A 19,384-nucleotide genomic window follows, 5' to 3' on the forward strand; every position below is an offset into this window, starting at 1 on the left:
TGCCTCAGACAGCCACCCTCGACGCAGATCAAGGGAGATACCAGGGTGGATAACCCGAACAACCGCCAGGGGCTGGGGACATCAGCACCCACGCCAACTCACCAGGGACGATGCGCGCCGGCCCGGGCGCGCCGCCCGGGTGAGGCGTCAGCCCTGCTTGCGGAACAGCTCCGCGGCGTGGCGGAGCGCCCTGCGCGCCTCCGCCTTGTCCTTGACCGCGTCGTACGCGTAGGCGAGGTGGAACCAGGCGGTCCAGCTGTCGGGCTCGAGCTCGACGCCGGCGCGGGCGACCTCGTAGATGTCGTGGGCCGCCTCGTCGGTGAGCCGGCCGGTGGGCGTGCGCGCGCCGTCGTGGAGCGGCAGCCGCCCCTCGGCCTCGAGGCGCGTGGACATGCGCTGCACGGTCACGCCGGTGCGCCACTCGTGCACCAGGAACCACACCGCGATGACCGGCAGGATCATCACGAGCACGCCGAGGGCCTTCGCGATGGCGCCCGGCGCGCCCAGCAGCGCGATCGCGATGTTGCCGACGAACCCGATGAGCAGCGCGAGCAGCACGGTGGTGGCGACCGCCGCGAGGAAGGCGGGCCGGCGCATCACGCTCACAGCGACATGTAGCGGTCGAGACCGACGGTGAGCCCCGGGCGGCCGCCGACCTCGCGCACGCCGAGGAGCACGCCGGGCATGAAGCTGATGCGGTCGAAGCTGTCGGTGCGGAGGGTGAGCTGCTCGCCCGGGTTGCCCAGCAGCACCTCCTCGTGCGCGACCAGGCCGCGCAGGCGTACGGCGTGGATGTGGACGCCGTCGACCACGGCGCCGCGGGCGCCGTCCGGGTCGTGCGTGGTGGCGTCGGGCGACGGACCCAGGCCCGCGGCGGCGCGCGCGGCGGCGATCCCCGCGGCCGTGTGGACCGCGGTGCCCGACGGCGCATCGACCTTGTCGGGGTGATGCAGCTCGACGATCTCGACCGACTCGAAGTAGCGGGCGGCCGCGGCGGAGAAGCGCATCGCGAGCACGGCGCCGAGCGAGAAGTTCGGGGCGATGAGGACGCCCACCTCGGGCCGCTCGCGCAGGTGCTCCTCCACGCGGGCGAGCGACTCGGCGGTCCAGCCGGTGGTGCCGACGACCGCGTGGATGCCGGCGTCGATGAGCGCGTGGACGTTCGCCTCGGTCGCGCTCGGAACCGTGAAGTCGACGGCCACATGAGCGCCCACGCGGCCCGCCTCGGCGAGGTCGTCGCCGTGGTCGAGGGAGGCGACCAGCGCGAGGTCGGGGGCGCCGCCGACGGCGTCCACGACGTGGGAACCCATGCGCCCGGAGGCGCCCAGCACGGCGACGTTGATCATGCGTCGAGCGTACCGGGCGCCCCCGAGGGATCCGTCACGGGCGGGCCCGCGTCAGCCGTTCGGGCCGCCGGGGAACTGGCCCCCGCCGGGGAGCTGACCGCCGCCCGGGAACTGCATCTGCTGGTCGGACTGGGTGGACGACGAGTCGGAGCTCAGCCCGCCCAGGAGGCCGCCGGACGAGTCGCCCGGCGAGTCGCCGCTCGTGAGCTGCTGGGTGAGGTCCGCGAGGACCACCGCGTCGCCCTTCTCGAGCCCGGAGGTGACCTCGGTGTAGACGGCTCCCACGGCCCCGGTCTCGATCGGGGTCTGCGTCGCGGTGCCGTCCGCGCCCACCACCTGGACCGTCGCGGCGCCGCCCGCATCGGCGATCGCGGACGTCGGCACCACCAGCACGCCCTTCGCCGCGGCGACCGTGATCGACAGCCGCGTGGCGGCGCCGATGCGGATCTCGACGCCCGGGTCCGGCACGGCGACCGTGACCGTGTAGGCCTGCATGAACGAGTTGCCGGAGTTCACGTGGCTCACGCTCGAGACCGAGCCGGCGACGGTGGTCCCCGAGGCGGTGAGAGTCAGCTCCGCGTCCTGGCCGACCGCGAGCAGCTGCGCGTCCGTGAGGTCCACCGAGAGGGTCACCAGGTACGCGTTGTCCGCGACGATCGTGATGGCCGTCGTCGTGTCCCCCGCGGTCACCGCGTCGCCCGCCACGACGCCGACGGCCACGACGGTGCCCGCGACCGGCGCCGCCACCGTCGCGTACTCCGCCTGCTGCCGCGCCACGGTGAGCGCGGCCTGCGCGGAGGTGATGTCGGCCTTGTCGGCGAGGATGTCGGCGGCGCTGGGCGCGGTGGACGATGCGGTCGCACCTCCCCCGCTCGTCGCGCCCTGGGTGCCCGTCGAGGAGTCGCCGGTGCCGCCGAGGGCCGTGCCGTCGCCCGTGCCCGCGGCGCCTCCCGGCATCGTGGCGTCACCCGCGCCCGTGGCCCCGGTGTCGGTGCCGGTGTCGGTGCCGCCCATCGTGCCGCTCGGGGCCTGCGTCGTGCCGTCGCCGGTGCCGCCCGCCTGGCCGCCGGTGGTCCCTCCGGCGGATCCGGTGGGCGTGTCGGTCGAGCCGCCGGTCGAGCCGCCCGTGCCGCCGGATCCGTCCGTCGCGTCCGCCGCGACGAGCGCCTCCTGGAGCGCCGCGACGGCGGCGTCGACGTCCTGGGACAGGTCCATGAGCGTGGACTGCGCGTCGATCGACTCCTGCGACGCCGCGAGGGCCGCCGCGGTGGCCTCCTGACACGCCGCGAGGGCGGCGGCAGTGTCGCTCGTGCCCGTGTCGGCGGTCCCCGTGTCGCCCGAGTCGGTCCCGTCGGCCCCGTCCGACGCCGTGTCGGTGCCGGCGTCGGCGCTCGTGAAGGCGGCGCACGTCTCCTGCGCGTCGGCCGAGGCCTGCTGCGCGGCCTCGAGGAGCGTCTGGGCGACGTCGTACTGGGCGAGCAGCGCGTCCTGGGCGGAGACCAGCGCCGCCCGCGCCCGAGCGACGGGGTCCGCGTCCGTGGTCGTCGCGGCGACGGGCGCGGCGAGCAGGGTGACGGCCGCAACCTCGGTGGCCGCGACGGTCGCCATGGTGGCGTCCGTGGCATCCGTGGCTGTCGAGGTGGAGTACGACGCCGACGACGCGCTGGTCGACGAGCTCGACGAGCTCGAGGTGTCGCCGCTCTGGGCGTCGAGGTCGTCCGCGAGCGCCTGCTGGGCGTTCGCGAGCGCGTCCTCGGCCTCGCTCACCGCATCGTCGAGGTCGCCCGAGTCGAGCCGCGCGAGCACGTCGCCGGCCTCGACCGTGTCGCCCACGCCGACCTTGACCTTTGCGACGGTGCCGTCGACCTGGAACGTCGCGTCGTAGCGGCTGGCCGACTCGATGGAGCCGATCTCGCTGAGCGTCTGCGTGACGTCCCCGGTCGAGGCCTCCGCGGTGCGGTATGTCGCCGACGAGGACGAGGCGCCGCTCACCACGATGACGCCGGCCACGCCCGCGATCGCGACGGGCACGGCGACGAGCCGCAGCCGCGTGCGCCGGAGGGTCCCGCTCACGACTGCCCGCTCGTGTCGGTCGAGCCGCCCGGCATCGCGCCGCGGTCCCCGCCCCGGAAGCCGCCGCGGCCGCCGAAACCGGTCGTCGAAACGCAGCCGGCGTCGCCCGCGTCGAACACGTACACGGTGGTGGCGTCGTAGCCGCCGGAGCTGTCGGCCTCGCCGCCCGCCGTCATGCACATGCCGACGGTCACGGCGTCCGCGTCCGCCGCCTCGGTGCCGGTGATCGCGGTGTCCGCGCCCACCGTCACCGTGGTCGCGGTGCCGTCGGAGGCCTCGACCACCAGCGCATCGTCCTTCACGGAGGTGACGGTGCCCGCGACGATGCTCGAGGGGTCGAAGCCGCCCGACGGCATCGCGTCGCCCGTCTGCGTGCCGTCCCCGGCGAGCGCGGGTGCGCCGCTGGGCAGGTCCGTGGGCATCTCTCCGTCGGTCGGCATGCCGCTGGGCATGTCGGTGGGCATCTGCCCGTCGCCGCCGGGGCCGCCGCCCATGCCGCCGAGGCCCGTCGCGCAGGTGCCGTCGTCGGCGGCGTCGGTGACGGTGATCGTGGTGGCGGTGTCGTCGTCGCCGAGCATCGCGACCACGCACTGACCGCCGGCGACGTCCCCGAGCGCGAGGTCGACCTGCCGCGTGAACGCGGTGTCGGAGCCGAAGCGGACCGCCGTCTGCGACGATCCGTCCTGCACCTGAGCGGTGCCGTCGGAGACGTACGCGATCTCGCCGGTCACGCCGGAGGGCTGACGGTCGCCGCCCTGTCCACCGGGGACGCTGCCGAGCACGGCATCGCCCGAGGACGATGCGTCGGGCTGGCTCTCCGCCGCGCCGCCGGACGAGCATCCGGCGAGCAGCACCGAGCCGCACAGCGCCGCCGTGAGGGTGATCCGGGTCTTGTTCATGTTGGCTGCTTCCTGTTCCTTGTGCTTCACGTTCACTGGTCCCGCAGGGCGTCGATGGGCGCGAGCCGCGCGGCGCGGGCCGCCGGGTACACGCCGAACACCGCGCCGATCCCCACCGCCACCACGACCGACACCACGAGCGCGAGGCCCGAGATGACGATGGTCGAGCCGAGCACCCCCGGCAGGCCGAGCGCGAGCCCGACGCCGATGACGACGCCGACCGCGCCGCCGCTGAGGCCGAGGATCATCGCCTCGATGAGGAACTGGTTGCGGATGTTCGCGGGGGCGGCGCCGAGCGCCTTCCGCAGGCCGATCTCGCGCGTCCGCTCCGTCACCGAGACGAGCATGATGTTCATCACGCCGATGCCGCCGACCAGCAGCGCGAGCGCCGCGATGCCCGTGAGCAGCACGGTGAGCTTCTGGTACACCGAGGTGGCGGCGTTGATGAGCGAATCCTGGACGTCGACGGTGAAGTCGGCGTCGTCGGCGGACGCGAGGCCGTGCAGATTGAGCAGGAGCGAGGTCGCCTCCTGCGAGGCGGCGCCGAGCACGTCGGACGAGACCGCCTTGATGTAGATGGTGTCGACGGACTCGCTCGCCGTGGTGGCGAGCGTGTCGATCATGGTGGTCATCGGCACCACCGCGAGGTCGTCGAGCGAGGTGTCGCCGGAGGATCCCGCCTCGGACAGCACGCCCACGACGTCGAAGGTCTCGCCGTCGATGGTGACCTGCTGGCCCACCACGGTGGTCGCGCCGAACAGCTCGACCGCGGTCTCCGAGCCGAGCACGATGACGTGCGCGCCGGAGGTCACGTCGTCGTCGGTGAAGAAGCTGCCGTAGAGGAGCTCGCGCGAGCGGACCGTCGGCCAGCTGGTCGTGGTCCCCGTGACCGTCGTGGTCCAGTTGCTCTCGCCGTACTCGAGCGACAGGCTCGAGGACTTCTCGGGCGCCACCGCATCGGCGTCGGGCACCACCACCTCGTTGCCGAGCGCCTCGGCGTCCGACAGGGTGAGGGTCTGGCCGCTGCCGAAGCCGCCGCGGACGCCGCTGGAGTCCGTCGACGATCCCGGGGACACGATGAGCAGGTCGGACCCGAGCGCGGCGATCTGCTCGCTCACGTCCTTCTGCGTGCCCAGGCCGAGCCCGACGGTGAGCACCACCGAGGCGATGCCGACGACGATGCCGAGCATCGTCAGGGCGGAGCGCATCTTGTGGGAGCGGACCGCCCGCCACGAGCTGCTGAGGAGGTCGGCGGGCCTCACTTGGCGATCTCCGTTCCCGCGCCGACGAACTGGCCGTCGGTCACGTTGTAGACGGTCTGGGCGCGGCGCGCGACGTCGCCCTCGTGGGTGATGAGGACGATGGTGCGGCCCTCCCCGTGGAGGTCGTCGAGCATGCCGAGCACGTCTTCGGTCGAGCGCGAGTCGAGGTTTCCCGTCGGCTCGTCGGCGAGCACGATCGCGGGCTCCGTGACGAGCGCGCGGGCGATCGCGACACGCTGCTGCTGGCCGCCCGAGAGCTGGCCCGGATGGTTGCGCCACCGGTCCCCCAGGCCCACGCGCTCGAGCGCGGCGAGGGCGCGCTCGCGGCGCTCGGCCGGCGCGACGCCCGCATAGATGAGCGGCAGCTCGACGTTGCCGAGCGCCGTGAGGCTCGCGAGCAGGTTGAACTGCTGGAACACGAAGCCGATGCGGCGGTTGCGGGCCGAGGCGAGCGCGACCTCGTCGAGGGTCGAGACGTCCTCGCCGGCGAGGATGTAGCTGCCGCTCGTGAGCACGTCGAGGCATCCGAGGATGTTCATCAGCGTGGACTTGCCGGAGCCCGAGGGCCCGACGATGGCGACGTACTCGCCCGGGAAGATCCTGCAGTCGATGCCGCGCAGGGCCTCGAACTCGATGTCCCCCGTGCGGTAGGTCTTGCGTGCCCCGGTGATCTCGATCACCGGGGAGGCGCCCGCGAGCGGGTCGCGTGTCGTGACGGTCATGCGGTTCCTTGTCGTCGTCGATGCGTGGGCGGCTCGCTGGGCCTACTGGCCCGGCAGCGCGCCCATGCCGCCGGGGAGCTGACCGCCGGTGGGCATCTCGCCGCCTCCCGGGAACGTGCCGTCCGTCGGGAGCTGCCCGTAGCCCTGCATCGTCTGGTCGGACCCGCTCGAGCCGTTGGACCCGCGCCCGGTGGTGACCGTCATGACGATCTGGTCGCCCTCCGCCAGCCCCGAGGTGATCTCGGTGTACTGGCCGACCGTGTCGCCCACGGTGACCTCGACCTGCGACTCCGTGCCCTCGGCGTCCACGACGGTGACGGTCGAGGTCCCGTCCGTCGTCGTGACCGCGTTGGCGGGCACGGCGAGCACGTCGACCTGGCGCAGGTAGACGATGTCCGCCGTCACCGACGTGCCCTCGTACAGTCCCGCGACGTCGCCGGTGACCTGGAGGTCGACGTCGTAGGTCGCCGTGCCCCCGGTGGTGGTGGGCAGGTTCGCGATGTCGGTGACGATCCCGTAGAACTCCTGGTCCACGTCGTCCGACGTGAACGTGACCTGGTCGCCCTTCTCGATCTCGGCGACCTCGGTCTCGTCGAGGCTCACGGTCACGGTCCACTCGTCCTGGCCGACGATCGTCACGCCGGTCGACGTGGAGGTGGACGATGCGGCGGTCGAGGAGCCGCCCATCGACGCGCCCCCGGTGGCGCCGCTCGAGCCGGTCGAGCCGGTCGAGCCGGATCCGGAGGACCCGGACGACACCACGTCGCCCACCTCGTAGGGCTGCTCGGTCACGAGGCCGTCGATGTCGGCGACGAGCTTCGCGTCGCTCATCGCGTCCTTCGCGTCGGCGACGTTCTGCTTGAGGACCTTGACCTGCGCGGTCGCGGCGGCGATCTGCGCGTCGCTCGCGTCGGAGCCGTCGGCCGCGTCCTCGAGGTTGGACAGCGTCGCCCGGGCCTGCGCGAGGTCGGCCTGGGCGGACCGCAGCGAGGCGGTGAGCTGAAGGGTGTCGATCGTGGCGATCACGTCGCCCTTCTTCACCGTGTCGCCCGCCTCGACGTCGACCTTGGTCACCTTGCCCGAGGCCGCGAACGCGAGCGAGTCCGACTTCACGGCCGCGAGCGAGCCCGTCGCGGACACCGACTGCTCGAGCGTCTGCAGCCCGACCGTCACCGTCTGCTGCTGCGCGGCGCCGTCCATCGCGGAGGCCGCCTGCGCATCGTCACCCCCGGTGCCCCACAGGGCGAAGGCGCCGGCGCAGATGCCGGCTCCGCCGACCGCCGCGCCGAGAGGGATGCCCCACGTGCGTACGCGGGTCCACCTGGTCGTGTTCTTGGGCATCGTCCGTCCGTTCGATCATCAACGTGTCGATGCGAAGGTATGGACGGACCCTGGGAGTTCGCTGGGAGGTGTGTAAGGGCAGCATAAGCACCCGCCGGGACCCACCCCGGCGAGGCCGACGCCCCTGGTATCAGGCGGGGCCGACGCGGACGGAGACGCGCTCGCGGGAGGCGATGTCGGCGGCCAGCGCGCGCACCTGATCGGCGGTGACGGCGTGCACGTCGTCGAGCATCTCGGAGATGGACCACAGGTCGCCGAAGACCAGCTCGGCCTTGCCCAGCCGGGACATCCGCGAGTACGAGTCCTCGAGGCGCAGCACCATCGAGCCGGCGATCTGACCCTTGGCGCGCTCGTGCTCGCCCGCGGTGACACCGTCGGCCATGCGCTCGAGCTCCAGCGCCATGAGCCGCTCGACCTCGTCCGCCTTGGCGGACGTGCACGCGCCGTAGACGCCGAAGACGCCCGTCTCCGTGCTGGGCGAGCCGAACGAGTACACCGCGTACGTGAGCCCGCGCTTCTCGCGGATCTCCTGGAACAGGCGCGAGCTCATGCCGCCGCCGAGGATCGCGTTGTAGACCGCCAGGACGCTGCGGCGGTCGTCCGTCGCGGAGAAGCCGCGCGTGCCGAGCAGCACGTGGGCCTGCTCGAGCTCGTGGCGCGTGATGCGGACCTGCGGGGTGAGGGTGGCCTCGACCGGCGCGAAGCGGTCGCGCCGCCCGACCGGCACCGCGCCGTCGGCGAGGTCCCAGCCGCCGGCGACCAGCGCATCGGCCACCAGCCTGCACACGGCGTCGTGGTCCACTCCCCCGGCGGCCGTGATGATGAGCCCCTCGGGACGGTAGTGCTCCTGGTAGTGCGCCCAGACGGCGTCGCGCGTGACCGCCTCGATGATCTCCGGCGTGCCGCCGATGGGCCGGCCGAGGACGTGGCCCCCGAGGACCGCCTCGGTGAACCGCTCGTGGATGACGTCGCCCGGGTCGTCCTCGTTCATCGCGAGCTCCTCGAGGATCACCCCGCGCTCCATGTCGAAGTCGGCCTGGTCGAGGCGGGCGGAGGTGACCATGTCGAGGATGACGTCGATCGCCATCGGCAGGTCGGTGTCGATCACCCGCGCGTAGTAGCAGGTGTACTCCTTGCCCGTGAGGGCGTTGGACTCGCCGCCGACGCGGTCGAACTCCTCCGCGATGTCGAGGGCGCTGCGGCGGCCCGTGCCCTTGAACAGGAGGTGCTCGAGGAAGTGCGTGGAGCCGGCGTGCTCGGGGGCCTCGTCGCGCGAGCCGACCCCGACCCACGCGCCGAACGTCGCCGAGCGCATGCCGGGGATCTGCTCCGTGAGCACGCGCACGCCGCCCGGCAGGATCGTGCGGCGGATGACCGCGCCGTGGTCCTGCTCGATGGTGAGGTCGGAGCCGATCGCTCCGGCGTGCACGAGGGGAAGCATGTGAGGCATGAGGGCGAGCCTATCCGCGATTCGCAATGACGCTTGTGACGGATGTGACTGGGGCCACGCACGGTGGCGCGACCGCGGCCGGATCCCCAGCCCCGGTCTCAGCCCGCGCCCCGGCCCAATCACACCTGTCACATCTGTCATTGGGAATCGCCGAAGGGCGGCCGGGTCTCCCCGACCGCCCTTCGAGCGGAACTACCAGAAGCGCCTACGCCTCGACGGTCTCCTCGGCGGCGTCGGAGGAACCCTCCGCGCCCGCCTCCTCGACCACGCCGAGCGAGAGCTTGCCGCGCGGGTCGACCTCGGTGATCTCCACCTGGATCTTCTGACCCACGCCGAGCACGTCCTCGACGTTCTCGACGCGCTTGCCGCCGACGAGCTTGCGGATCTGCGAGATGTGCAGCAGGCCGTCCTTGCCGGGGCTGAGCGAGACGAACGCGCCGAACGCGACCGTCTTGACCACGGTGCCGACGAAGCGCTCGCCGACCTCGGGGACGTGCGGGTTCGCGATGGCGTTGACCGCGGCGCGCGCGGCCTCGGCCGACGGGCCGTCGGTGGCGCCGATGTACACGGTGCCGTCGTCCTCGATGGAGATGTCCGCGCCGGTGTCGTCCTGGATCTGGTTGATCATCTTGCCCTTGGGGCCGATGACCTCGCCGATCTTGTCGACGGGGATCTTCACCGCGATGACGCGCGGGGCGTGCGGGCTCATCTCGTCGGGCTCGGAGATGGCCTGCGCCATCACGCCGAGGATGTGGACGCGGGCGTCGTACGCCTGCGACAGCGCGCCGGCCAGGACCGAGGCGGGGATGCCGTCGAGCTTGGTGTCGAGCTGGATCGCGGTGACGAACTCGGAGGTACCGGCGACCTTGAAGTCCATGTCGCCGAACGCGTCCTCGGCGCCCAGGATGTCGGTGAGCGCCGCGTAGCGGGTCTCGCCGTCGACCGTGTCGGACACGAGGCCCATCGCGATGCCCGCGACGGGGGCCTTCAGCGGCACGCCCGCGTTGAGCATGGCGAGCGTCGAGGCGCACACCGAGCCCATCGAGGTCGAGCCGTTCGAGCCGAGCGCCTCCGACACCTCACGGATGGCGTAGGGGAAGTCCTCGCGCGACGGGAGCACCGGCACGAGGGCACGCTCGGCGAGCGCGCCGTGGCCGATCTCGCGACGCTTCGGGGAGCCCACGCGACCCGTCTCGCCGGTCGAGAACGGCGGGAAGTTGTAGTGGTGCATGTAGCGCTTGTGCGTCTCAGGCGAGAACGAGTCGATCTGCTGCTCCATCTTGAGCATGTTGAGCGTGGTGATGCCCATGATCTGGGTCTCGCCACGCTCGAAGATCGCGGAGCCGTGCACGCGGGGCACCACGGCGACCTCGGCCGACAGCGGGCGGATGTCCTTGAGGCCGCGGCCGTCGATGCGGACGCCGTCCTTGAGGATGCGCTGGCGGATGGTCTTCTTGGTGACCGCGCGGACGACCGCGGAGATCTCCTTCTCGCGACCGGCGAACTGCGCGTCGAACTGGTCGTGCGCGCCGTCCTTGATCTCGTCGAGGCGATTCTCGCGGGTCTGCTTGTCGGCGATCGTGAGCGCCTCGGCGAGGTCGCCCTCGATGGCGGGCGCGACGACCGAGTACAGGTCGTCCTGGTAGTCGAGGAAGCGCGGGAACTCCGCGGTCTCCTTGGCGGCCTGCTCGGCGACCTTGACCTGGGCCTCGCACAGGGCGCGGATGAACGGCTTCGCGGCCTCGAGGCCCTCGGCGACGACGGTCTCGGTGGGCGCCTGGGCACCCTCGGAGATGAGGTCGAACGCGTTCTCGGTGGCCTCGGCCTCGACCATCATGATGGCGACGTCGTCACCGACGACGCGGCCGGCGACGACCATGTTGAAGACCGCGTTCTCCATCTCCGACCAGCGCGGGAAGCACACCCACTGGCCCTCGATGAGCGCGATGCGCACGCCGCCGATGGGGCCCGAGAAGGGCAGGCCGGCGAGCTGGGTCGACATCGACGCGGCGTTGATCGCGATGACGTCGTACTGGTCGTCCGGGTGGATCGCGAGGACGTCGACGACGACCTGGATCTCGTTGCGCAGACCCGACACGAACGACGGGCGCAGCGGACGGTCGATGAGGCGGCACGTGAGGATGGCCTCGGTCGTGGGGCGGCCCTCGCGGCGGAAGAACGAGCCGGGGATCTTGCCGGCGGCGTACTGGCGCTCCTCGACGTCCACGGTCAGGGGGAAGAAGTCGAAGCCGTCGCGCGGCGCCTTGGAGGCGGTCGTCGCGGACAGCAGCATGGTCTCGCCGTCGAGGTAGGCGACGGCGGAGCCGGCGGCCTGCTTGGCGAGACGTCCCGTCTCGAACCGGACGGTGCGGGTGCCGAAGCGACCGTTGTCGATCGTGGCCTCGGCGAACTGGATCTCAGGACCCTCCATCAGGAGTTGCTCCTTGCCTATTCGTGGCAGGCAGGCGGATGCGGCTCACGCCGCGTCACTGATCGTCAGTCGAAACGCCCAGGACGATCCCCATCGAGGAGGGGGTTCTGGGGGTCACCACCGAGGATCAGCATCCGGCTGGCCTGCCAGGTTGTGTTGGTCGGCCCGGCGAACCGGACCGCGACAATCCTAACAGCAGGGAGGGACGATGCGGCGGTCGCGCGGGCGCGGCGGGCGACGTCCCCGCAGGGCCCGGGCCGCGCATCGTGCCCGGGTACGCGAAAGCCCGGCCGCTGCTACCCCTGAGGGGAGCGGCCGGGCAGACGCTGGGGTCGGCGTGCGCTGCTTAGCGGCGCAGGCCGAGACGCTCGATGAGCGAGCGGTAACGGTTGATGTCCGTCTTCGCGAGGTAGTTGAGGAGGTTGCGACGGCGGCCGACGAGGAGCAGGAGGCCACGACGCGAGTGGTGGTCGTGCTTGTGCTCCTTGAGGTGCTCCGTCAGGTCCTTGATGCGCTTGGTGAGGACCGCGACCTGGACCTCGGGAGAGCCGGTGTCGCCCTCGTGGGTCGCGTACTCGGCCATGATGGACTGCTTCACTGCTGCGTCGAGCGCCACTGTGATCTCTCTCTCGTTCGTTGCGCGGCGCAACCGGGCTTGTTCTCCGGTGCTCTGGGATCCGCGGCCGTTCTGACGGCGACTGTCAATGATACAGGAACGATGCGAGCCTCGCGAACGCGGGCCCCGGGACGATGCGTCGGCCGCCTACGCGTGCACGCCGAGCACGCCGCGGCACCAGTCGACGTCCTCCTCGAGCGCCGTGACGAGCGCGTCGAGCGAGCCGAAGTCGAGCATCGGCCGGCGCCACTCCACGAGGTCGAGCGCGACCTCCGCGTCGTAGAGGTCGATGCCCTCGCGGTCGATGACGAACGCCTCGATCCGCAGGTCCGTGCCGCCGACCGTGTAGTTCATGCCCAGGCTGATCGCCGCCGGCAGCCGCTCCCCCACGAGCGCCGCGGCCCGCGCGTTGCCGCCCACGTCGAGCACCGTGAGCCAGGCCGCGTAGACGCCGTGGCGCGGGATCATGCCCGCGGTGTGGTCGAGGTTGGCCGTCGGGAAGCCGATCTCCCGCCCCAGCTTGTCGCCGTGGATGACGGTGCCGCGGAGGCGGTGCTCGCGGCCCAGCACCTCGTTCGCGCCGGGCAGGTCGCCAGCCTCGAGCAGCTCGCGCACCCAGGTCGAGGACCAGCGGCGGCCGGACTCCGACACGGCGCACGCGTCGTCGATGATGTCGACGGCGAAGCCGAGGGCGTCGCCCAGCGCGCGCATCGTCGCCACGTCGCCGGCGTTGCCGCGCCCGAAGCGGGTGTCGCGGCCCACCACGACGCACGAGGCGCGCAGCCCGCGCACCAGGTAGTCCTCGACGAACTCCTCGGGGGTCTGGCGCGCGAAGTCCAGCGTGTAGCGGACCACGAGCACGCCGTCGAGCCCGGTCGCGGCGAGCCGCTCGAGCCGGTCGTCGAGGCCCGTGATGAGCTCGGGCCGGTGCGCGGGGTCGTGCACGGCCTTGGGGTGCGGGTCGAAGGTCATCGCGAGGGCGACGTGGCCGCGGGCGCGCGCGTCGGCGACCATGGCGCCGAGCACGGCCTGGTGGCCGCGGTGCACGCCGTCGAAGTTCCCCAGCGTCACCACGGACGGGCCGAGGTCGGGGATCTCCGCGAGCGAGCGCCAGACGTGCATGCCGGTCATTCTGCCGCAGGCGCGGCGGGGGACGATGCGGCGGCGGGCTCGAACACCACCAGCGGCTTCGCGCGTCCGGCCTTGGGCTCGACGATCGCGACGGCTCGGGGACCGGCGGCGATCGCGACGGTCGGGCCGTCCACGGACGCGTCGATCCACTGGCCGAAGCCGAGCGCGGCCGCCTCCCGATCGGACACCTCGACGACGGGAAGCGTCGCCGAGGCGGCCTCCGCGAGGCCCACGCGCGGCAGCTCCTCTCCCCCGTCGACGACGGCGCCGAGGTCCTCGAGCGTGCGCGCGAGGTCGAGCCCGATGCCGCCCACACGGGTGCGACGCAGCGCGGTGAGGTGGCCGCCGACGCCGAGCGCCGCGCCGAGGTCGCGGGCCAGGGCCCGCACGTAGGTCCCGGAGGACACCTCGACGCGCACGTCGACGTCGATGAGGCCGTCGTGGCGGCGGATGTCGAGCACGTCGAACGCGGCGACCGTGACGGGCCGCTCGGGCAGCTCGACGTCCTCGCCGCCGCGGACGCGGGCGTAGGCCCGCTTCCCGTCGACCTTGATGGCGCTGACGGCGCTGGGCCGCTGGAGGATGTCCCCCGTGAGCGGACCGATCGCGGAACGGATGGCCTCGTCCGTGACCGTGGACGCATCCACGGTCACGGTGACCTCTCCCTCCGCGTCGTCCGTCACGGTGGACTCCCCCAGCCGGACGGTCGCGTCGTACGCCTTGTCATGCCCGACGATGTACGTGAGCAGCTTGGTCGCACGACCGATGCCGACGACGAGCACGCCCGTCGCCATCGGGTCGAGCGTACCGGCATGGCCGACCTTCGACGTACGCGCCAGGCGCCGGACGCGCGCGACCACGTCGTGCGACGTCCAGCCCTGGGGCTTGTCGACGACGACGATGCCGGGCGTCGGCTCGGGGCCGCCGCGTCGTCCCATCGGCTAGCTCTCGTCCTCGTCCTGGTCCGCGTCCTCGGCGGGACGACGGTAGGGGTCGGCCTCGCCGGCGTAGTCCGCGGTCTCGCGCAGGCGCCTGAGCTCCTCGTCCCGCACGTGCGCCTCGTGGAGGGCACGGTCGAGGCTCGCCGCGGTCTCGGGGACCGCGTCGAGGTGGAACTCGAGCGTCGGCGTGAGGCGGATGCCGAGGCCCGAGCCCACGAGGGAACGCAGCCGGCCCTTGGCCTTCGCCAGGCCCTTGGCCGCGTCCTCCCGTGCAGCGTCGTCGCCCAGCACCGTGTAGAACACGGATGCCTGTTGGAGGTCGCCCGTCACACGGACGTCCGTGATCGTGACGAACTCCAGCCGGGGATCCTTGATCTCGGTCTGAAGCGCGCGGGCGACGATCTTCTTGATCGTGCCCGCGAGCTTCAGCGCACGTGCCTTGTCAGCCATCAGGACCTCGGGATCTCGACCATCTCGAAGGTCTCGATGATGTCACCGACCTGGATGTCGTTGAACTTGCCGAGCCCGATACCGCACTCGTAGCCGTCCTTGACCTCGGTCGCGTCGTCCTTGAAGCGGCGCAGCGTCTCGATCGTCGGCTCGCCGATGACGACGCCGTTGCGCACGACCTTCGCCTTGGCGTTGCGGCGGATCGTGCCGGTCCGCACGAGGCAGCCCGCGATGTTGCCGAACTTGGACGAACGGAAGATCTCCATGATCTCCGCGCCGCCGACCTGACGCTCCTCGAACTCGGGCTTGAGCATGCCCTTGAGGGACGCCTCGACGTCCTCGAGCGCGCGGTAGATGACCGAGTAGAAGCGCATGTCGACGCCCTCGCGGTCCGCGAGCTCCTGGACGCGCTCGGCCGGACGCACGTTGAAGCCGATGATGATCGCGTTGTCGACCGTCGCGAGGTTGACGTCGTTCTGCGTCACCGCACCGACGCCGCGGTGGATGATGCGCAGGTCGACCTCGTCGCCCACATCGATCTGGAGCAGCGCGTCCTCGAGCGCCTCGACGGCACCCGACACATCACCCTTGATGATGAGGTTGAGGGTGTCGACCTTGCCCTCCTCGAGGGCCTTGTTGAAGTCCTCGAGGGAGATGCGCTTGCGACGCTTCGCCAGCTGCGCGGCCCGCTCGGCGGCCTCGCGCTTCTCGGCGATCTGACGGGCGGTGCGGTCGTCCTCGGCCACCAGGAAGGTGTCGCCGGCGCGGGGCACCGACGTGAGGCCGATGACCATGACCGGACGGGCCGGGAGGGCCTCGGAGACCTGGTTGTCGTGCTCGTCGAACATCGCACGGACGCGGCCGTGGGCCGTGCCCGCGACGATCGCGTCGCCGACCTTCAGCGTGCCCGAGTTGACCAGGACGGTCGCCACGGCGCCGCGGCCCTTGTCGAGGTGCGCCTCGACGGCCACACCGCGGGCGTCCTTGTTCGGGTTCGCGCGCAGGTCCAGGCCCGCGTCGGCGGTGAGCAGGACGGCCTCGAGGAGGTCGTCGATGCCCATGCCCTTGAGCGCGGAGACGTCGACGAACATCGTGTCGCCGCCGTACTCCTCGGCCACGAGGTTGTACTCGGTGAGCTGCTGGCGGATCTTGGCCGGGTTCGCACCCTCCTTGTCCACCTTGTTCACCGCCACGACGATCGGCACGTTGGCCGCCTGCGCGTGGTTGAGCGCCTCGATGGTCTGGGGCATCACGCCGTCGTCCGCCGCGACCACGAGGATCGCGATGTCGGTGACCTGCGCACCACGGGCACGCATGGCGGTGAACGCCTCGTGACCCGGGGTGTCGATGAAGGTGATGGCGCGGTCGTTGCCCTCGTGCGTGGTGTGCACCTGGTACGCGCCGATGTGCTGGGTGATGCCGCCGGCCTCGCCGGAGATGACGTCCGACTTGCGGATGGCATCGAGCAGGCGGGTCTTTCCGTGGTCGACGTGACCCATGACGGTGACGACCGGCGGGCGAGCCTCGAGCTCCTCGTCGGTCTCCGCCGCGAGCTCCGCCTCCAGGTCGAGGCCGAAGTCCTCGAGCAGCTCGCGGTCCTCCTCCTCGGGGGACACGATCTGGATGACGTAGCCCAGCTCGCTGCCGAGGGCCTCGAACGTGCCCTCGTCGAGCGACTGCGTCGCGGTGGCCATCTCGCCCAGGTGGAACAGGACGGTCACGAGCGACGCGGGGTTGACATCGATCTTCTCGGCGAAGTCGCTGAGCGTCGCGCCGCGGCGCAGACGGATCAGGGTTGAGCCGTCGCCCCGCGGGATCTGCACGCCGCCGATCGACGGCGCAGCCTGCTGCTCGTACTCGGCCCGCTTCGCACGCTTCGACTTCCGGCCGCGCGCGGGCTTGCCGCCCGCACGACCGAACGCGCCTGCCGTGCCGCCGCCGCGACCGCGACCGCCGGGGGCCGGACGGCCGCCGGGGCCGCCGAAGCCGCCGGGACGGCCGGGACCGCCGGCACCCTGGCCGGGTGCACCGACGGGACGGGGGCCGAAGCCGCGACCCGGGGTGCCCGCGGGGGCACCGGGACGGGCGCCGCCGGGCGCGCCGGGACGACCCGGGGCACCGGCACCGGCGCCACCCGGGCGCGGGCCCGGACGGTTGGCCTGGAACGGGTTGTTGCCGCCCGGACGCGGACGGGGGCGCGGGCCCGCCGAACGGTCGCTGAACGGGTTGTTGCCCGCCGGGCGCGGACGCGGACGCGGCATGTCGCTGGGCAGCGGCACGTTCGGACGCGGGGCGCCGGGCTTCGGGGCGGCCTTGGCCGGGGCCTCGGATGCGGCGGCGGCCGCGGGGGCCTCCTGCTGCTTCTCCGCGGCGGGGGCAGGCTTGGGGCCGGGGCGGGGGGCGCCGGCCGGCTTGGCCGACGGCGCGGCGGGGGCCGCGGGGGCCTCAGCGGGCTTCTCCGCGACCGGCGCGGGCTTGGGGCCCGGCTTGGGCGCCGAGGTGCGCGCGGCTGCGGGGGTGGCGGCCGCGGCGGCAGGCTTGGCCTGGTCGCCGGCGGGCTTCGCCGTCGGGAAGGCGTCGCGCGCCTTGCGCACGACGGGGGCCTCCAGGGTGGAGGACGGACCCTTGACGTACTCGCCGAGCTCGTTGAGCTTGGTGATCAGGTCCTTGCTCGAGACTCCGAGCTCCTTCGCGATCTCGTGAACGCGGGGCTTTGCCACTTCTCTCCTGTCTCGGCTCGCCCAAGACAGGGTCGAGCCATCGTTACGGCTGGGTGCTCATCGTGAGATGCTCATCGCTGGGCCATGGGCTTTCATCCCGTCTGATTCGATGGTGGGCACGGTCCACGCTATCCGACCGCGAGGCCGGCGACGTCCAGGTCCTGCACCCGCAGCGCGCGTGGCAGGGCCCGTCGTCTCAGCGCCTGAGCGAGGCACTGGGGGTCGGGGTGCAACCAGGCTCCCCGGCCCGGCAGCCTGCGGGACTGGTCGACGACCGCACGGCCGTCCACCTGCACCACTCGCACAAGGACCGACCGAGACCCCCGTCCCCTGCAGCCGACGCACGTCCGCACCGGTCCCTGGGGAGCGGTGGCGGGGGCGCCGACGTCAACGGACGGATCTCTCGGCTCCACCATCTTAGCGGGTCCGGTCAGCGGCCGGAACCGGCGCGCCCGGGCACGTCCGGCTGCTCGTCGGAGCGGATGTCGATGCGCCACCCCGTGAGGCGGGCCGCGAGGCGGGCGTTCTGGCCCTCCTTGCCGATCGCCAGCGACAGGTGGAAGTCCGGCACGACCACGCGGGCGGCGCGCGCCTCCTCGTCCACCACGGTGACCGAGACCACGCGCGACGGGGACAGCGCGTTGCCGACGAACGTCGCCGGGTCGTCGTGCCAGTCGATGATGTCGATCTTCTCGCCGCGCAGCTCGCTCATGACGGCGCGCACGCGGGATCCCATCGGGCCGATGCACGCGCCCTTGGCGTTGACGCCCGGCACGGTCGCGCGGACCGCGATCTTGGTGCGGTGGCCCGCCTCGCGGGCGAGGCTCATGATCTCGACGGTGCCGTCGGCGATCTCGGGCACCTCGAGCTCGAAGAGCTTGCGCACCAGCCCGGGGTGCGTGCGCGACAGCGTGATCGACGGGCCCTTCTGCCCGCGCGAGATGTCGAGCACGAAGCCCTTGAGGCGCTCGCCGTGGACGTACACCTCGGTGGGGACCTGCTCGTGGGGCGGCAGGATCGCCTCGACGTCGCCCAGGTCGACGTGGACGTTCTTCGGGTCGGAGGACTGCTGGATCACGCCCGACACGATCTGGCCCTCGCGGCCGGCGTACTCGCCGAGCACCGCATCGTCCCCCGCCTGGCGCAGGCGCTGGAAGATGACCTGACGCGCCGTGGAGGTGGCGATGCGGCCGAAGTCCTTCGGGGTGTCGTCGAACTCGGGGAGCTCCATCGGGTCCTGGCCCTCCTCGACCTCCTCGCGGGCGAGGATCGTCACCTTGCCGGTGACGCGGTCGAGGTGCGCGCGGGCGTGACGGTACGCGCCGGGCGTCTTGTGATACGCGGAGACGAGCGCCTGCTCGATCGCGTCGACCAGCACGTCCAGACGGATGTCCTTCTCGCGCTCGAGGCCCCGCAGGGCCTGCATGTCGATGTCCATGTCCTACTACTCTCCCAGCCTCTTGAGCTCCACGACGATGCGACCGTCCGTCACCTGCGCGAGCGGCACGCGGCGCTCCTCGCCGTCGACGTCGAGCACGAGCTCATCGCCGTCGAGGTCGGTCAGGCGTCCCGTGAGGGCGCCCTCCGCGAGCCGCAGGTCGACCAGCCGCGTGCGGGCGCGCATGAAGTGGCGGCGCTCCGTCAGGACGCGGTCGGTTCCGGGGGTCGAGACCTCGAGGACGTACGGCGTGGAGGGCACGTTCGCCTCGTCGAGCGCGCTGCCGATCAGGCGGGAGGCCTCCGCGACGCGGTCGAGGTCGGCGCTGCCCACCTCGGTCTCGGGCAGGTCGACGGTGACGAGCACGCGCGAGCGCTTGCCCGCGGCCGTGACGTCCACCCCGTCGAGGACCAGCCCCGCGGCCTCCGCCGCCGGCGCGGCAAGCTCGATGATGCGGCTCGAGATGTCCATGGCATCGCCTCCCACGCGCGGCACGCGCTCCGTTACTGAAGTTCGGTCGGGAACATTCTAGGGCCCCTCCAGGGGCATGTCATGATGACGCCC

Annotated in this window: 17 protein-coding genes; all 17 read right to left on the minus strand. The window is 72.3% G+C overall.

Features of this window, described 5'->3' with window-relative positions; translation table 11 throughout:
• Positions 1-147: 147 nt before the first annotated feature.
• The 17 genes from AOM04_RS00005 to rimP all read right to left on the minus strand — a co-directional run bounded on the left by AOM04_RS00005 (position 148) and on the right by rimP (position 19,291).
• A complete protein-coding gene (locus tag AOM04_RS00005; protein ID WP_062460460.1) occupies positions 148-606 on the minus strand; it encodes a hypothetical protein in 459 nt (152 codons plus the stop codon).
• Positions 603-1,346, minus strand: a complete 744-nt coding sequence (dapB, locus tag AOM04_RS00010) for a 4-hydroxy-tetrahydrodipicolinate reductase (protein ID WP_062460462.1) — start codon at positions 1,344-1,346, stop codon at positions 603-605. The genes AOM04_RS00005 and dapB overlap by 4 nt, the downstream gene beginning before the upstream one ends.
• A 51-nt stretch (positions 1,347-1,397) precedes the next feature.
• Positions 1,398-3,419 (minus strand): efflux RND transporter periplasmic adaptor subunit, encoded by a 2,022-nt coding sequence (locus tag AOM04_RS00015; protein WP_062460465.1) that lies wholly within the window; start codon positions 3,417-3,419, stop codon positions 1,398-1,400.
• Positions 3,416-4,318, minus strand: a complete 903-nt coding sequence (locus AOM04_RS14715; RefSeq protein ID WP_062460468.1) for a hypothetical protein — start codon at positions 4,316-4,318, stop codon at positions 3,416-3,418. The genes AOM04_RS00015 and AOM04_RS14715 overlap by 4 nt, the downstream gene beginning before the upstream one ends.
• Positions 4,319-4,350: 32 nt before the next feature.
• On the minus strand, positions 4,351-5,580 hold the full coding sequence (locus AOM04_RS00025; protein ID WP_228373563.1) for an ABC transporter permease: 1,230 nt from the start codon (positions 5,578-5,580) through the stop codon (positions 4,351-4,353).
• Complete coding sequence (locus AOM04_RS00030) at positions 5,577-6,302, minus strand: ABC transporter ATP-binding protein (RefSeq protein ID WP_062460472.1); 726 nt, start codon at positions 6,300-6,302, stop codon at positions 5,577-5,579. Before AOM04_RS00030 ends, AOM04_RS00025 begins: the two co-directional genes overlap by 4 nt.
• Positions 6,303-6,344: 42 nt before the next feature.
• Complete coding sequence (locus AOM04_RS00035) at positions 6,345-7,643, minus strand: efflux RND transporter periplasmic adaptor subunit (protein WP_062460475.1); 1,299 nt, start codon at positions 7,641-7,643, stop codon at positions 6,345-6,347.
• Between the two features lie 130 nt (positions 7,644-7,773).
• Positions 7,774-9,093 carry a M16 family metallopeptidase gene (locus AOM04_RS00040; RefSeq protein ID WP_062460478.1) on the minus strand — a complete coding sequence of 440 codons (1,320 nt, stop codon included), beginning with the start codon at positions 9,091-9,093 and terminating at the stop codon, positions 7,774-7,776.
• Positions 9,094-9,298: 205 nt separating this feature from the next.
• Positions 9,299-11,524: a polyribonucleotide nucleotidyltransferase gene (locus tag AOM04_RS00045; RefSeq protein ID WP_062460482.1), complete on the minus strand. Its 2,226-nt coding sequence runs from the start codon at positions 11,522-11,524 to the stop codon at positions 9,299-9,301.
• A gap of 346 nt (positions 11,525-11,870) precedes the next feature.
• Positions 11,871-12,140: a 30S ribosomal protein S15 gene (gene rpsO, locus AOM04_RS00050; protein ID WP_062460485.1), complete on the minus strand. Its 270-nt coding sequence runs from the start codon at positions 12,138-12,140 to the stop codon at positions 11,871-11,873.
• A gap of 147 nt (positions 12,141-12,287) precedes the next feature.
• Positions 12,288-13,262, minus strand: a complete 975-nt coding sequence (locus tag AOM04_RS00055; protein ID WP_062460488.1) for a bifunctional riboflavin kinase/FAD synthetase — start codon at positions 13,260-13,262, stop codon at positions 12,288-12,290.
• Between the two features lie 5 nt (positions 13,263-13,267).
• A complete protein-coding gene (gene truB / locus AOM04_RS00060; RefSeq protein ID WP_062460491.1) occupies positions 13,268-14,209 on the minus strand; it encodes a tRNA pseudouridine(55) synthase TruB in 942 nt (313 codons plus the stop codon).
• A 3-nt stretch (positions 14,210-14,212) separates the two neighbouring features.
• On the minus strand, positions 14,213-14,662 hold the full coding sequence (rbfA, locus tag AOM04_RS00065; protein WP_062460495.1) for a 30S ribosome-binding factor RbfA: 450 nt from the start codon (positions 14,660-14,662) through the stop codon (positions 14,213-14,215).
• Entirely contained in the window at positions 14,662-17,382 is a 2,721-nt protein-coding gene (infB, locus tag AOM04_RS00070; protein ID WP_062460498.1) for a translation initiation factor IF-2, read from the minus strand. Before infB ends, rbfA begins: the two co-directional genes overlap by 1 nt.
• Positions 17,383-17,510: 128 nt before the next feature.
• Complete coding sequence (locus AOM04_RS14140) at positions 17,511-17,798, minus strand: YlxR family protein (protein ID WP_082104233.1); 288 nt, start codon at positions 17,796-17,798, stop codon at positions 17,511-17,513.
• Positions 17,799-17,812: 14 nt separating this feature from the next.
• Entirely contained in the window at positions 17,813-18,820 is a 1,008-nt protein-coding gene (gene nusA, locus AOM04_RS00075; RefSeq protein WP_062460501.1) for a transcription termination factor NusA, read from the minus strand.
• Positions 18,821-18,826: 6 nt separating this feature from the next.
• Positions 18,827-19,291: a ribosome maturation factor RimP gene (gene rimP / locus AOM04_RS00080; protein ID WP_062462208.1), complete on the minus strand. Its 465-nt coding sequence runs from the start codon at positions 19,289-19,291 to the stop codon at positions 18,827-18,829.
• Positions 19,292-19,384: the final 93 nt, after the last annotated feature.

The sequence above is a fragment of the Demequina soli genome (genome assembly GCF_000971195.1).
Classification (GTDB): domain Bacteria; phylum Actinomycetota; class Actinomycetes; order Actinomycetales; family Demequinaceae; genus Demequina; species Demequina soli.